Annotated in this window: 15 protein-coding genes; 6 read left to right on the top strand and 9 right to left on the bottom strand. The window is 69.8% G+C overall.

From position 1 onward, the window contains the following. Window positions 1-4 precede the first annotated feature (4 nt). Window positions 5-1,549 (bottom strand): family 10 glycosylhydrolase, encoded by a 1,545-nt coding sequence (locus WBG06_RS24030; RefSeq protein WP_336739956.1) that lies wholly within the window; start codon window positions 1,547-1,549, stop codon window positions 5-7. A 152-nt stretch (window positions 1,550-1,701) separates the two neighbouring features. Between WBG06_RS24030 and WBG06_RS24025 the strand changes: the two genes are divergently transcribed. After that, the gene (locus tag WBG06_RS24025; RefSeq protein WP_336739954.1) at window positions 1,702-2,208 is read left to right on the top strand and encodes a SigE family RNA polymerase sigma factor; all 507 of its coding nucleotides are present in this window, start codon (window positions 1,702-1,704) and stop codon (window positions 2,206-2,208) included. Further along, the gene (locus WBG06_RS24020) at window positions 2,205-3,032 is read left to right on the top strand and encodes a hypothetical protein (RefSeq protein ID WP_336739953.1); all 828 of its coding nucleotides are present in this window, start codon (window positions 2,205-2,207) and stop codon (window positions 3,030-3,032) included. The genes WBG06_RS24025 and WBG06_RS24020 overlap by 4 nt, the downstream gene beginning before the upstream one ends. Before the next feature lie 6 nt (window positions 3,033-3,038). On the opposite strand, the gene WBG06_RS24015 is transcribed toward WBG06_RS24020, so the two are convergent. After that, window positions 3,039-3,947, bottom strand: a complete 909-nt coding sequence (locus tag WBG06_RS24015; protein ID WP_336739952.1) for an aminoglycoside phosphotransferase family protein — start codon at window positions 3,945-3,947, stop codon at window positions 3,039-3,041. 56 nt (window positions 3,948-4,003) lie between these two features. Between WBG06_RS24015 and WBG06_RS24010 the strand changes: the two genes are divergently transcribed. Then, window positions 4,004-4,528 (top strand): cupin domain-containing protein, encoded by a 525-nt coding sequence (locus WBG06_RS24010; RefSeq protein ID WP_336739951.1) that lies wholly within the window; start codon window positions 4,004-4,006, stop codon window positions 4,526-4,528. Here the strand turns inward: WBG06_RS24010 and WBG06_RS24005 are convergent. The 6 genes from WBG06_RS24005 to WBG06_RS23980 all read right to left on the bottom strand — a co-directional run bounded on the left by WBG06_RS24005 (window position 4,513) and on the right by WBG06_RS23980 (window position 9,315). Next, the gene (locus WBG06_RS24005; RefSeq protein WP_336739950.1) at window positions 4,513-4,965 is read right to left on the bottom strand and encodes an NUDIX hydrolase; all 453 of its coding nucleotides are present in this window, start codon (window positions 4,963-4,965) and stop codon (window positions 4,513-4,515) included. The genes WBG06_RS24010 and WBG06_RS24005 overlap by 16 nt on opposite strands. A gap of 31 nt (window positions 4,966-4,996) precedes the next feature. Continuing rightward, entirely contained in the window at window positions 4,997-5,473 is a 477-nt protein-coding gene (locus WBG06_RS24000) for a pyridoxamine 5'-phosphate oxidase family protein (RefSeq protein ID WP_336739949.1), read from the bottom strand. A 70-nt stretch (window positions 5,474-5,543) separates the two neighbouring features. After that, the gene (locus WBG06_RS23995; protein ID WP_336739947.1) at window positions 5,544-6,062 is read right to left on the bottom strand and encodes a GNAT family N-acetyltransferase; all 519 of its coding nucleotides are present in this window, start codon (window positions 6,060-6,062) and stop codon (window positions 5,544-5,546) included. After that, entirely contained in the window at window positions 6,059-7,933 is a 1,875-nt protein-coding gene (gene lepA / locus WBG06_RS23990; RefSeq protein ID WP_336739946.1) for a translation elongation factor 4, read from the bottom strand. Before lepA ends, WBG06_RS23995 begins: the two co-directional genes overlap by 4 nt. A 21-nt stretch (window positions 7,934-7,954) precedes the next feature. Then, complete coding sequence (locus tag WBG06_RS23985; protein WP_336739945.1) at window positions 7,955-8,899, bottom strand: hypothetical protein; 945 nt, start codon at window positions 8,897-8,899, stop codon at window positions 7,955-7,957. A gap of 47 nt (window positions 8,900-8,946) precedes the next feature. Next, complete coding sequence (locus WBG06_RS23980; protein ID WP_336739943.1) at window positions 8,947-9,315, bottom strand: YciI family protein; 369 nt, start codon at window positions 9,313-9,315, stop codon at window positions 8,947-8,949. A 36-nt stretch (window positions 9,316-9,351) separates the two neighbouring features. Between WBG06_RS23980 and WBG06_RS23975 the strand changes: the two genes are divergently transcribed. After that, the gene (locus tag WBG06_RS23975) at window positions 9,352-10,596 is read left to right on the top strand and encodes an RNA polymerase sigma factor (protein ID WP_336739941.1); all 1,245 of its coding nucleotides are present in this window, start codon (window positions 9,352-9,354) and stop codon (window positions 10,594-10,596) included. On the opposite strand, the gene WBG06_RS23970 is transcribed toward WBG06_RS23975, so the two are convergent. Continuing rightward, window positions 10,569-11,012 carry a hypothetical protein gene (locus tag WBG06_RS23970; RefSeq protein WP_336739939.1) on the bottom strand — a complete coding sequence of 148 codons (444 nt, stop codon included), beginning with the start codon at window positions 11,010-11,012 and terminating at the stop codon, window positions 10,569-10,571. The two genes, WBG06_RS23975 and WBG06_RS23970, sit on opposite strands and share 28 nt — an antisense overlap. 189 nt (window positions 11,013-11,201) lie before the next feature. Between WBG06_RS23970 and WBG06_RS23965 the strand changes: the two genes are divergently transcribed. Both WBG06_RS23965 and WBG06_RS23960 read left to right on the top strand, forming a co-directional pair. After that, entirely contained in the window at window positions 11,202-12,782 is a 1,581-nt protein-coding gene (locus WBG06_RS23965) for an alkaline phosphatase D family protein (protein WP_336739938.1), read from the top strand. A gap of 48 nt (window positions 12,783-12,830) precedes the next feature. Beyond that, on the top strand, window positions 12,831-13,133 hold the full coding sequence (locus WBG06_RS23960; RefSeq protein ID WP_336739936.1) for a hypothetical protein: 303 nt from the start codon (window positions 12,831-12,833) through the stop codon (window positions 13,131-13,133). Window positions 13,134-13,216: the final 83 nt, after the last annotated feature.

The raw sequence follows: 13,216 nt of genomic DNA, 5'->3' as shown, positions 1-13,216 counted from the left end.
CGGCTCAGGAGAACGAGGCCTCCGCGATCTCTCCCGCCTCGACACGTACGACATCGACAGGACGCTGGTCGGCACCCTGCGGCACGTCGACGCGGACCTGATAGAGCCCGGGCGGCACGTGCACGAAGCCGAACCAGCCCGAGCCGTCGGCCGCCGCGGACAGGGACGGCCCCGCGTGGCCGAGCGGTCGCAGCGTCACGGCGGTCTGGTCGAGCACCGTGCCGTCGGCGAGCCTGGCCACGCCGGCCACGTGCCCGTCGGCGGGAGCCGACTTCCAGGGCATGTCCGGCACCGAAGCGGGCGCCTCGAACGGACCACCCGGCCCGGCGAGCGCGGCCGTCAGCGCGGCCAGCTCGGCGGGCCGCTTCGACGGGTCGGCCAGGGCCTCGCGAGTCGGGTTGGCGTAGGCGTACCCGCTCCAGCCGGCGCCCTGGTTGCCCGCAGCACTCGGCGTGACCGCCTGCCACGCCTGCGCCACCGAGTCGGCCACCGAGTTCAGGTAGAGCGCCGGCCCGTTGACCGCCTGCCGGCCGGCCTGGTTGTCGGCGAGGAACTCCGACCACTCGTCGTACATCATCGCCTGCGCCGGCTGCCAGTCGCGCTTGTAGTTCATGGTCACGGCAGTGTCCATGATCCCCTCGGCCAACCAGCCCTTCCAGTCCTGGAGGACCTCGGCGTACGTGCGGGTCTTGGTCCAGCCGCCCACCGCCTGCGGTCCGTTGCCGTAGGTGATCGCGTCCATCGAGAGCCGTACGCCCGGGTCCACCGACCAGAGCCCGAGGTAGATCTTGCGGACCAGGCCGGTGACCTGGTCACGTCGCCACTGGCTCCACTGGGCATCGGCCGGAGCCGGGACGTCCGTTCGTCCTGTGGCCGCCTGGAAGCGAGCGACCGAGACGTCGTTGTAGCCCCAGTCGCTGTGGGTGGTCGTGGAGGAGCCGTCGGGGTAGCGGACGTAGTCGAGGTTGATCCCGTCGACGTCGTAGTTCTGCACGATCGACTGGACGCCCGCGACGATGTAGTCGACCACGCCGGGGTGGCCCGGGTCGGCGTAGGAGTTCGCGCCCACACGCTCGGTGCCGTCGTACTTCTTGTTCAGCCATCGCTCATCACCGGTCGCCGTGGGGCCGTGCTGGTTGAACGCGTGCTCGGGCGAGCGGGGTGCCGTCGCGGAGTTCCACATCGTGTTGACGTTGACCCAGGCGTGGACCTCGATCCCGGCCGCGTGCGCCTCGGTGATGATCTCCTGGAGCGGGTCGTAGGGGGCGGGGTCGATGGCCGCGTCCGTACGCGGATAGAGCGCGTCGTTGCAGAAGCAGTCCCAGCGCCGGGCGGTCTGCACGATCAGCGCGTTGACATGCATGTCCTGGGCGACCTGGACCAAGTCGTCGACCTGCGCCGGGGTGTAGATGCCCCGGTTGAAACCGTCGACCCACAGGCTCCGCCACTGCTCGGGCGGGTCGCTCTCCGCCGCCCCGGGTGACGCGGGGGCCATCATCGCCCCGAACAGCGCCACGACACTCACCACTGCGAACAGGAAACGTCTCATCACGACCTCCGTCGTCCCGCGGCCGGCGCCGTCGCCGGCTGATCGAGCGTAGGGGCTGGGAGCGATCGGCGGAGGTGGTTCTCGTCAACCCGGTGCCTGAATCAGTTTCCGGCGAGAATCTCTCGCGACCGACTCAAGGGATCCGGGTGCCGATGCGTCAACAGACTGTGAGCTTCGAAGAGTTCGGCGCGTTCTACGCGTCCCACAAGGACCGGTGCCTGCGGGCGACCGTCGCCAGCGGCGTCGCCCCGGGGCGCGCCGAGGACGCCGTGGCCGAGGCGTTCGCCCGCGCCTGGGCGAGGTGGCGTACGGTCCGCACCACCCGGTCGCCCGCCGCCTGGGTCGTGCGCACCGCGGTCAACGCCGACATCTCCTGGTGGCGCAAGCGCCGTGGCGAGGTGGGTCCGTCCGAGGACGGCTCGCACGAGAACGCGCACAGTGAGCATCTCGACCTCGACGGGCGCCGCGACCTCATCGCCGCCGTCAGCCGCCTGCCCAAGCGACAGCGCGAGGTGGTGGCGCTGCGCTACATCCTCGATCTCGACACGGCGACCACGTCGGCCGTCCTCGAGATCTCGCAAGGCACCGTCTCGGCCCACCTGCACCATGCGCTCGCCACGCTGCGAGCCGATCTCGCCACCGAAGGGACCCTCTCATGAGCACCGACCTCGAAGACGCCCTGCGCACCAGCGGCGACCTCACCCTCGACCGGCCGCTCACCGAGATCCGGGTGCGCGGTGACCGGCTCCGCCGGAGGCGTACGTCGCTGCTGATCGCCGCCACGACCGCCTGCGCACTCGTGGCCGGCCTGGTGGTCACCACCATCGTCGGGCGCGGCCCGCTGGCGACCGAGCTCGCTCCCGCCGAGGAGGGCAAGCGGCCGGTGCTGACCTGGAGCGGCGAGCCCACGAACGTGTCCGACACCGAGCTCGCGACGATCCAGCGCGCCTGCCTGCCGATGGCCGACCAGGACGCCAAGGACACGAAGGAGCAGGCGGACCCGTCGATGCCGGGCGCCCTGGACCGCACCACCCTCTACCCGATCTTCGCGGAGCGGCGCACCGACGTCGGTCCGCGGCACGAGAGCTATCTGCGGGCGATGTTCCACACCGACGACTATCTGATGGAGTGCGCGGCCTCTACGACCGACGCCAGCCGTCCGCGGGCCGAGGACGTCGCCGGCGGGGCAGACCGGATCAGGCCCTTCCCCCGCATGGGTCCGTGGGAGGCCTTCAGCCGCTCGTGGACCGAGAGCTCGGTCACCTTCATGCTGCCGGTCCCCGCCGAGGCGGCGTCGGTGAAGTTCACGATCGGTGACGGCTACGTCGACGGCGTCATCAACGGCGGCATCGCGGTCGCCTGGCTCAGCGCGGAAGGGGTGCCGAACGAGCTGGAGTCCGCCGGTTTCGCCGTCTACGACGCAGACGGGACGCGGATCGGCGGCGAGATGCCGGTCCCGGACAAGAAGTGGCCGGTCGACTGACGGCGCTCAGTCCTGGACCGCCTTCGCGACCGAGATCATCGCGGTGATCCACTCCTTGTCGGGTCCAGCCTTGTCGGTCGCCTGGTCGTCCTCGACCTCGTCCTTGACGTTGACCAGCAGCCGCAGGATCGCCCACGCCCGGGCCCGGTCCTCGTCGAGCTCGGCGGCGTCGACGAGGGCGAAGAACCGGTCCCGCACCCCGTCGCGGATCCGGCCGGCGTACTCGTCGAAGCGGTTCCACAGCATCGGCGCGAGCTCGTAGTGCGGGTCGCCAGAGAGGGGCTTCGGGTCGATCACGAGCCACTCCTCGCGATCGGCACGTAGGACGTTGGCGAAGTGCAGGTCGGCGTGGATCAGCGTCCCGTCGGTGTCCTCGTCCGCAGCGAAGTCGCGCGCGATCGCCCGTGCCTGATCGACCATCCGCGGCGGCACCGGAAGCCGACGCTCCTTCTCCCCCAGCTCGCTCGCCCAGCGCGCGGCCTGCTGTGACAACGTACGCAGCTGCGGCGGAGCCGGAACATGCAGGCGACGGTAGAACCCGCCGACGATCTCGCACGCCTGCACGTCCCACATCTCCGAGAGATCCTCGGGGTGCAGCCGTTCGAGCAGCAGCGCGAAGCGCTTCGGGTCGGCCCGCAGCAGACGTACGGCACCCCGACCGCCCCACACCTGCAGCGCCAGCGCCTCGTGCTCGGCCTCCCAGTGCGGCCAGCCGACCTTCAGCACGGCGGCTTCGCCGTCGGCGGTGCGCACCGGGACCACGACGGCGCACCTACCGTGGGTGGAGCGGCCGTCGACGGTCAGCGACCACTCCTCGACCAGGTCGCGCAGCAGGCTCGGGAGGTCGTCGAGCCAGGCCGCCCACGACGGCCCGTTGGCCGCGAGAGCCAGGAAGGAGTCCGGGACGAGGGTCACGGCGGCAACCTTAAATCCGCTTCCCAACCCGGGGCGGATCGGGCAGATTTCGACTCATGTCACTTCCAGAGTCGATGGGGACCAAGGGCGTTCCCTACCCGCCCGAGCGCTACGACGGCGAGGCCGGTGAGGTCTCGGCGTTCTACCGTCCCGACACCACCGCGCCCGACCTCACCTATCCCAACGGGGTGAAGGTCGACTATCTCGCGACCGGAGCGACGACGGCCGGTGACTACGGGCTCTACCGCTGGCACTTCGGCCCTGGCGAGACCGGTCCGGGGCCGCACTTCCACCGTGCTGTGGCCGAGTCGTTCTACGTGCTCACCGGCACCGTGCGGATCTACAACGGCGAGGAGTGGATCCCGGCCGGCGCCGGCGACTTCGTGCACGTGCCCGTCGGCGGCCTGCACGGGTTCCGCAACACCACCGACGAGCCCGCCTCGATGCTGCTCCACTTCACCCCGGGTGCGCCACGAGAGGGCTACTTCGAAGGCCTGCGCGAGCTCGCCGAGGGCACCGAGCTCGGTCCGGACGACATGGCCGAGTTCTACAAGCTCCACGACAACTACTGGGTCGACTGAGCGACCTTCAGCGCCTCGATCCCCATCCGGACGATGGGGCTGGTCGACTCTGCCTCGATCGCAGGGTCATCCAGCCCGATCCACGCGGCGAAGTCGGTCGTCCCGTTCACCTCCAGCGTGCCCAGCTCGCCGCCGGTGACGGTCGCCGCGAAGATCACCCGAGTCGACTGGTAGGGCCGGCGTCCCGGATCGAACGGCACGACGTGCACGTCGGTCGTGAGCGGAGACCCGACCACGACGTCGTAACCGGTCTCCTCCTTCACCTCGCGCACGACCGCGTCGGGCATCTGCTCGCCGTAGTCGACACCTCCGCCCGGGAGCGTCCACCCCGGGTCGTTGCGGTGGTTGCCGTTGAACCAGCTCAGCAGGATCCGTCCCGCGTCGTCGACGATGACGGCGTACGCCGCCACGCGGGTGTCGTAGTCGGTGAAGTGCATCCCTGCGAGACTAGCGCGGTCAACTCCGACATCAGTCGAAGACGAACGCCGTGGCGTCCTGGGGAAACGACGTCCACGCCCTGATCCGGCGCGGGTGCACGACCGGGGCACCCGCGGTGTAGTGCTTCGGCTCGAAGACGTTCTCGCCGTACTCGGGATACTTCGCGTTCAGCAGCCCCGCGATCTTCTCGGCGGTCTCCGGCGCGAAGCTCGTCTCCCGCACCTCGCCCTCCATGACCATGAGCTTCCACGGGTCGGGAAGGTTCACGGTCACCTTCGGATGCGCGGCCGCGAGCCGCCGGTGCAGGGTCTCGGGGCTGCCGCCGTAGACCAGCTTGTCCTCGAACCAGATCCCGTCCAGCGGCGTCACGTGCGGGCTCCGCCCCGGCCTCTCGAACGCGAACCAGAACTGCTTCGCCTCGACCAGCTGCCGACGTACGTCCTCCCACGCCAGCAGCTCGCTCGGGGTGCCGTACTCCTTCGGGAACCGAACCTGTTCTGTACGCATGGATGCCACTCAACCATCGGTCGGCCCCGGTCGACCCGACCGTTCTTGCGCACAGTCCTTTCAGCGAACTTCAGCGAAGCTCGTCCGAGGAGACGCTCCGGATCCAATGATCCGGCGGCACATCCGCCCGATCTGCAACCGGAACCAAGGTCTCGTCCCACCGTGACCCCCACGCCTCGTCAGCAACGCGCCGCCAGAACGCGACAGCAGCGAGGTTGTCGTGCTGGAAGGGAATGGCCCACGGTCCAGGATGCCGCCCGACGACATCGAGCGCGAAGGCGCGCCCGAGACCGCCCCGCCGCGCGGCAGGGACGACGAAGAACGCCTGCATGACCCGCTCCTCCAGACCGAGCCCACGAACGAGCGCGAATCCGACGGGAGCGGGGTCACCCGTGGTCGGGTGGGGCGCCCAGGCCAGATAACCGCAGCGGTCCGCGGCCGGGTATTCGTCGAGCCACTCGTGCCGGTAGCGCCCGTCGGGCAGCGGGAACCCGTTGACGACCGAGCCGAGGTCGTGGCGGAAGTCCTGCCACAACCACGCGACGATCGACCACTGGTCGTCGCGGACGGGCAGGACCTCGTACGTCACTTCTTGCCGGCGGCCTTGTCGGTGGAGGGCTGGGTGGTGGAGAGCGCGGCGACGAAGGCTTCCTGGGGAACCTCGACGCGGCCGACCATCTTCATCCGCTTCTTGCCCTCCTTCTGCTTCTCGAGCAGCTTGCGCTTACGCGAGATGTCACCGCCGTAGCACTTGGCGAGGACGTCCTTGCGGATCGCTCGGATGGTCTCGCGGGCGATGACCCGGGCGCCGATCGCGGCCTGGATCGGCACCTCGAACTGCTGGCGCGGGATGAGGTCCTTGAGCTTGCCGGCCATCATCACGCCGTAGCCGTAGGCGGCGTCGCGGTGGATGATCGCGGAGAACGCGTCGACGGGCTCGCCCTGGAGCAGGATGTCGACCTTGACCAGGTCGGCGGCCTGGTCGCCGCTGAACTCGTAGTTCAGGGAGGCGTAGCCCTTGGTCGAGGACTTGAGCTGGTCGAAGAAGTCGAAGGCGATCTCGCCCATCGGGAGGACGTAGCGCATCTCGACGCGGTCCTCGGAGAGGTAGTCCATGCCGCCGAGGGTGCCGCGCTTCTTCTGGCACAGCTCCATGATCGTGCCGATGTAGTCGGCCGGCGAGAGGATCGTGGCGTTGACGACCGGCTCACGCACCTCGCGGATCTTGCCCTCGGGGAACTCCGACGGGTTGGTGACGATGTGCTCGGAGCCGTCCTCCATGATCACGTCGTAGACCACGTTGGGCGCGGTGGAGATGAGGTCGAGGTTGAACTCCCGCTCGAGCCGGTCGCGGGTGATCTCCATGTGGAGCAGACCGAGGAAGCCGACGCGGAAACCGAAGCCGAGCGCGCCCGAGGTCTCCGGCTCGTACGTCAGCGCCGCGTCGTTGAGCTGCAGCTTGTCGAGCGCCTCACGCAGGACCGGGTACTGGTCGCCGTCGATCGGATAGAGCCCCGCGAAGACCATCGGGTTGGGGTGGGAGTAGCCGCCGAGCATCTCCGTGGCCGGGCGGTTGTTGCCGGTGACGGTGTCACCCACGCGCGACTGGCGGACGTCCTTCACGCCGGTGATCAGGTAGCCGGTCTCGCCGACGCCGATGTGGTCGGCCTTGACCGGCTCGGGGCTGATCACGCCGAGCTCGAGCATCTCGTGGACCGCGCCGGTCGACATCATCTTGATCTTGTCGCGGTGGGTCAGCTTGCCGTCGAAGACCCGGACGTAGGTCACCACGCCGCGGTAGGTGTCGTAGACCGAGTCGAAGATCAGCGCCCGCGCCGGAGCGTCGGGGTCACCGACAGGAGCCGGGGTCTGGGCCACGATCTCGTTGAGCAGCCCCTCGACGCCGAGCCCGGTCTTGGCCGAGACCTGGAGGACGTCCTCGGGCTCGCAGCCGACGAGGTTGGCCAGCTCCAGAGCGTACTTCTCCGGGTTGGCCGACGGCAGGTCGATCTTGTTGAGCACCGGGATGATGTGCAGGTCGGCACCCATCGCGAGATAGAGGTTCGCGAGCGTCTGCGCCTCGATGCCCTGGGCGGCGTCGACGAGCAGGATCGCCGCCTCGCACGCCTGCAGCGACCGGGAGACCTCGTAGGTGAAGTCGACGTGACCGGGGGTGTCGATCATGTTGAGGACGTACGTCTCGCCCTCGACCGCGTTCTCCTGGCCCTCGGTGACCGTCCACGGCATCCGCACGGCCTGGGACTTGATCGTGATCCCGCGCTCGCGCTCGATGTCCATGCGGTCGAGATACTGCGCCCGCGCGGCCCGTTCGTCGACCACGCCTGTCAGCTGCAGCATCCGGTCGGCCAAGGTCGACTTGCCGTGGTCGATGTGGGCGATGATGCAGAAGTTGCGGATGATCGCCGGATCCGTCGAACCGGGCTTCGGGGCAGCACTCATGATGGGGGCATCCTCCCACGCTCAGTACTGATGGAACCAAAGCGGCAGCTGCACCGACTCGCCGGGGCAGGTCACGTTGCGGTCGCGGCTGTCCTCCAGCCACTGCACCATGACCGCGGCACCCCCTTGGAACATCCACTCACCGCTGCACCGCTCGAGCGCCGCGGCCCGCGAGGTCTCGCCCGCCGGACGCCACTCCGGCAGCTGGAGCTGCAGGTCGCCGACGATCGGCGTCCACAGGCCTTCGATCGAGTAGACCCCGACCCGTTTCCCGGCTTCCTGATAGCCGGCCACGGCACCCTTGACCACCGCCTGGTTGGCCGCGATGTCGTCGGACCACTCCCAGACAGCGACCGGCTCGACGTCGAGCCAGACCGACGGTGACTCCAGGCCGGCGCGCTCCATCTGCTCGAGGTTCCACCGCGCCTGCTGGTAGCCGACGTTGGTCAGCCGGCCGATCTTCGTCTCCGGGTCGCCGGGGCCCTCCTCGCCGCGCTCGCGGAGCGTGGCCGCCTCGGGGTAGGAGACGACCGCGTACGCCGAGGTCATCCGCTTGTTCTGCTTCGCCCACTCGACCTGCGAGGCCAGGCACGGGTTGGGGGTGAACGCGGGGCCGTTGGTGAGCCCGATGACGACGTACTCCGCCGAGTCGAGCGGCATCGGCAGCCCGAGCGTACGGCGCTCCTTGATGCCCATCCCCTGGGGACACTGCGGCCAGCTCAGGTCACCGCCCTCGACGATCCCGCGGTCCTCGGCTGGTGGGACCGACGGGATCTCGAGCGATTCCGGCGCGCGGGGCGGCGGGCTGGCCGACGGCGCGGGTGCCGTCGGTTCGGGCGCTGCGCTCCCAGGCATCGACGGTGAGGCGGACTCCGCCTCGGCCGCCGGCTCGGCGGCGCAGCCGAACAGGGCCGGCGCCGCCAGGAGCAGCAGCGCGGCCGCGTACGCGTTCTTTCGGGCCCACATCACCGCAGATACTGCCACCCGCATCCCAAGCGGATCACCCCGGTTGATCAGCTCTGCGTGAAGTCGTCTCCCATCACCGGCCGGATCTCGATCGGCTCACCGAGGACCGCGACGATCCGCGACACGATGTCGATGGCGCGCTCCTGGCTGGCCACGTCGATGACCGCGAAGCTGGCCAGCACCTCCTTCAGCTCGGCGAACGGACCGTCGGTCGCGACCGGTCCACCCGCGCCCGGCCGTACGGTGACCGAGACCGCCGGGTGCCCGAGCCCCTCGGTGCTGACGAGCTCGCCGTTGGCGACCAGCTCCTCCTCGAACTTCTGGTACTCCGCGAAGGCGGCGAGCGCTTCCTCGGAAGCCGTGTCCGAGGCGTCCCACGCATCGGCGGGCGTGTATCCCAGCAACAGGTATTTCATGTCGCGAATCTAGCGCCGGAACTAGGCTCTCTCGGCATGACCGGGCCAGCGGTTCTCGAGGATCTCCTCCGCACGGAGGCGCCGTACGTCCTCGGTGCCTTGGTCCGCCGCTTCGGACGCTTCGAGGCCGCCGAGGACGCGGTGCAGGAGGCGTTGCTGGATGCCAGCATCCAGTGGGCGCGCGACGGTGTCCCGGAGAACCCACGCTCCTGGCTGACCCGGATCGGCTACCGGCGGATGGTGGACCTGCTGCGTTCCGAGCAGGCTGCCCACCGGCGCGAGCTCCAGGTCGGGATCGCCGAGGTGACCGTTCCGGCCGGACCGGCGGTGGCGACCGACGACAGTCTGACCGTGGTGCTGCTGTGCTGCCATCCGGCGCTGTCGCGGACCGGGCAGGTGGCGCTGACTCTCCGCGCCGTGGGCGGGCTGACGACGGCCGAGATCGCCCATGCGTACGGCGTCTCGGAGACCACCATGGGCACCCGGATCAGCCGGGCGAAGCAGACGCTGCGCAAGGCCGGCGCACGGTTCACTCCGCCCGCGGGATCCGACCTGTCGGAGCGGGTCGGAGCCGTCCTGGACGTGCTCTACCTGATCTTCAACGAGGGCTACACCGCCACCGCCGGAGCCGAGCTTGGCCGGGTCGACCTGGCACACGAGTCCATCCGGCTGACCCGGATGCTCGCGCAGGCGGCTCCCGGCGAGCGCGAGGTCGGCGGTCTGCTCGCGCTGATGCTGCTCACCGAGGCGCGTCGGCCGGCGCGCACCACCGCCGACCTCGGCCTGGTGCCGTTGGCGGAGCAGGACCGCCGCCGATGGGACCGAACGTTGGTCGAGGAAGGCCTGGCGGTGCTGGACGCGGTGTGGGACACCAGCGACCCGGGCCCGTTCCGGCTCCAGGCGGCGATCGCCGCCGTCCACGCTCAGGCGGAGTCGGCGGCGGCCACCGACTGGCGCGAGATCCTCGGTCTCTACCTGCTGCTCGAACGTACGCTGCCCACTGCTCCGGTCCGGCTGGGCCGGGTCGTCGCGGCGGCGCACGCGTTCGGGCCGGTGGTCGGTCTTCGTCTCCTGGACGAGCTCGACGCCGAGCACGGCCTTGCCGAGGACCCGCTGACGGCGCAACGTGTGCTGGCGGTGCGGGCGCACCTGCTGGACCAGCGCCGCGACCCCTCCGCAGCCGCCCAGTTCCGGGCGGCTGCGGAGCTGACCGCGAACGAGGCCGAGCGTGACTATCTGCTGCGACGCGCGGCTCAGACTCGGGTCATCGTCGATTCGTAGCCGCCCTGACCGGCGTAGTCCCACTCGCCGGTCATGACGTCGCCGGCCTCGTCGAAGGTGCCGACGAACTTCACCGGCGAGCCCTTCTCACCGCCCCAGATGGTGAGGGTGTCGCCGTCGAGCTCGTAGACGTAATCGAGGGTGGCGCCGGTGTTGTCGTAGTAGCGCGAGTGCACGTCGGCGCTCGCCTCCTCGCCGAAGGGGCGCAGGTTGCCGATCACCTCGATCCCGGTCGTGACCTGGCCGAACTGCTCCAGGCGGACGTCCTGGAGCAGGAAGTAGCCACCTTCCATCCAGCGGTAGGTCACCTCACCCTCCGCTCCACCGGTCACCTTCCAGGTGCCGATCAGCCGGTCCAGGGCGCGGACGCCCGGGCTCGGGGCGGGTGCTGCGGGCATGGCGTACTCGTCGTTCATGGTGTCGCTCCTCCGTGTGCGGCCGGCGTCTCCGGCCTTCACCCCTCTCTCGGATCCCGCCCGAGGATCTCGACATCTCGGTGAAAGAAACATTTCTTTCACCCGCGAACAGCACCTTCCGCGTACGTGTTCACCGACACGACCCGCGGAACTCACCGGTAGTTCCGCGGGCATCGGCAGGTTTGGCTCATGACCCCACTCAACCGCCGCTCCGTCCTCGGCCTCGGTGCCGCCGCCGGTGCCGGAATCGTCCTCCCCGCGACCGCAGCAGCCGCTCACGCCGCTCGCACCGTCCCCGCCTCTGCTCCCGCCTTCGTCCGCGGCGACCGACCGACGCTCACCCACGGCGTCCAGTCGGGTGACGTCGGCGCCCGGGGCGGGGTGCTGTGGAGCCGTGCCGACAAGACCTCGCGCCTGGTCGCCGAGATCTCCACCGACGAGTCGTTCCGCCGTGCGCGCCCCGTCAACGGACCGGTGGTCACCGCGAAGACGGACTTCACCGGCGAGCTGCGCGTCCACGGACTCGAGGGCGGGCGCGACTACTTCTACCGGATCCGTGCCGTCGACCCCGACGACCCGCGGCGCGGCAGCGCCTGGGAGCTGGGCCGGCTGCGTACCGCACCGAGCAGGCGCCAGGACATCCGCTTCCTGTGGTCCGGCGACATCGCCGGCCAGGGCTGGGGCGCCAACCCCGACTTCGGCGGCTTCCGGATCGCGCCGGCGATGGCGGCACGCGAGGCCGACTTCTTCCTGAGCTCCGGTGACAACGTCTACGCCGACGGCCCTCTCACCTCGACCGTGACCCTCCCCGACGGGCGGGTCTGGAACAACATCGTCACCGAGGAGAAGCACAAGGTCGCCGAGACGCTGGCCGAGTTCCGCGGGCAGTACGCCTACAACCTGCTCGCCGACAACTGGCGCGCCTTCCTCGCCCAGACGCCGATCGTGGCGCAGTGGGACGACCACGAGGTCACCAACAACTGGTACCCGGGCGAGATCCTCCCCGACGACGGCCGCTACACCGAGCGGCGCGTGGACGTGCTGGCCGCTCGGGCGAAGCAGGCCTTCCACGAGTACATCCCGGTCGGCTCCGCCTCCCCCGACCCGGACGGCCGGATCTACCGCAAGCTCTCCTACGGCCCGCTGATGGACCTCTTCGTCCTCGACATGCGCACCCACAAGGACGCCAACACGACCGACGCGGAGACGACCGCCGACGGCGGAGTGCTCGGCGAGCGCCAGACCCGATGGCTGCTGCGCGAGCTGGCCGCCTCCCGTGCCACCTGGAAGGTCATCGCCGCCGACCTGCCGATCGGCCTGGTCGTCCCCGACGGTCCTCTGCAGGAGGGCATCGCCCAGGGTGACGGCGGCGCCCCGCTGGGCCGCGAGCTCGACATCGCGAAGGTGCTCACCGGCCTCAAGCGCCTCGGCATCCGCAACCACGTCTGGCTCACCGCCGACGTCCACTACACGGCCGCCCACTCCTACTCCCCGGACCGGGCGTCCTACCAGGACTTCGACCCGTTCTGGGAGTTCGTCTCCGGCCCGCTCAACGCCGGCGCCTTCGGACCCAACAAGCTGGACGCCACCTTCGGTGCGGCCGCCGAGTTCGTGGCCGCTCCCCCGGCCGCCAACGCGTCGCCCGCCGACGGCTTCCAGTTCTTCGGCGAGGTCGAGATCGACGGAGGTACGCGGCAGCTCACCGTCACGCTGCGTGACGTCGACGGCGGTGCTCTTTTTACGAAGACGCTGGACCCGAGTTTCCGTTAAGGTCCGGCTAGCCGTCTCCCGTTCGGGCCCAGGAGGACCAATCAGACCATGAGCGAAATCCATGTCGTCCCCAAGGACATGAAGGCATCCATCACGGTCGCCACAGAGGCCGAGAGCAACATCCGCAAGTCCGACTCGGCCGGTCACCTGAGCAAGGCCGGGGCCGCGGTCCCCGGGGCGGAGTCGGTCGGCTACATGTCCGAGCTGGGCACCCTGTGGACCAATGAGACCAGGGCCGCCGCCGACAGCTCGCAGAACCTTGCGACGGGGATGCAGAAGGCGCTCAACGAGGTAGAAGCCGCGGACGCCGCCGCCGGAGCCGCCGCCGGCGGCGTCCTGGGCGGCAACTGATGGCGGTCACGTTCGGCCAGGTCAAGACCTGGAAAGCCGCACCCCTCGGCGACGCCGGCGACGGACTCAAAGCCGACCTCCGC

This window comes from Nocardioides sp. CCNWLW239 (assembly GCF_037137035.1).
In the GTDB taxonomy this organism is placed as follows: Bacteria; Actinomycetota; Actinomycetes; order Propionibacteriales; family Nocardioidaceae; genus Nocardioides.
Note: the sequence above shows the minus strand (reverse complement) of the source record. Positions and strands in the feature narration are given on the sequence as shown.

What these genes read in the sequence shown, in the direction of transcription:
- WBG06_RS24030 (WP_336739956.1), bottom strand. Translation starts at nt 1,549, where the DNA reads ATGAGACGTTTCCTGTTCGCAGTGGTGAGTGTCGTGGCGCTGTTCGGG.
- WBG06_RS24025 (WP_336739954.1), top strand. Translation starts at nt 1,702, where the DNA reads ATGCGTCAACAGACTGTGAGCTTCGAAGAGTTCGGCGCGTTCTACGCG.
- WBG06_RS24020 (WP_336739953.1), top strand. Translation starts at nt 2,205, where the DNA reads ATGAGCACCGACCTCGAAGACGCCCTGCGCACCAGCGGCGACCTCACC.
- WBG06_RS24010 (WP_336739951.1), top strand. Translation starts at nt 4,004, where the DNA reads ATGTCACTTCCAGAGTCGATGGGGACCAAGGGCGTTCCCTACCCGCCC.
- WBG06_RS24005 (WP_336739950.1), bottom strand. Translation starts at nt 4,965, where the DNA reads ATGCACTTCACCGACTACGACACCCGCGTGGCGGCGTACGCCGTCATC.
- WBG06_RS24000 (WP_336739949.1), bottom strand. Translation starts at nt 5,473, where the DNA reads ATGCGTACAGAACAGGTTCGGTTCCCGAAGGAGTACGGCACCCCGAGC.
- lepA (WP_336739946.1), bottom strand. Translation starts at nt 7,933, where the DNA reads ATGAGTGCTGCCCCGAAGCCCGGTTCGACGGATCCGGCGATCATCCGC.
- WBG06_RS23985 (WP_336739945.1), bottom strand. Translation starts at nt 8,899, where the DNA reads ATGTGGGCCCGAAAGAACGCGTACGCGGCCGCGCTGCTGCTCCTGGCG.
- WBG06_RS23980 (WP_336739943.1), bottom strand. Translation starts at nt 9,315, where the DNA reads ATGAAATACCTGTTGCTGGGATACACGCCCGCCGATGCGTGGGACGCC.
- WBG06_RS23975 (WP_336739941.1), top strand. Translation starts at nt 9,352, where the DNA reads ATGACCGGGCCAGCGGTTCTCGAGGATCTCCTCCGCACGGAGGCGCCG.
- WBG06_RS23970 (WP_336739939.1), bottom strand. Translation starts at nt 11,012, where the DNA reads ATGAACGACGAGTACGCCATGCCCGCAGCACCCGCCCCGAGCCCGGGC.
- WBG06_RS23965 (WP_336739938.1), top strand. Translation starts at nt 11,202, where the DNA reads ATGACCCCACTCAACCGCCGCTCCGTCCTCGGCCTCGGTGCCGCCGCC.
- WBG06_RS23960 (WP_336739936.1), top strand. Translation starts at nt 12,831, where the DNA reads ATGAGCGAAATCCATGTCGTCCCCAAGGACATGAAGGCATCCATCACG.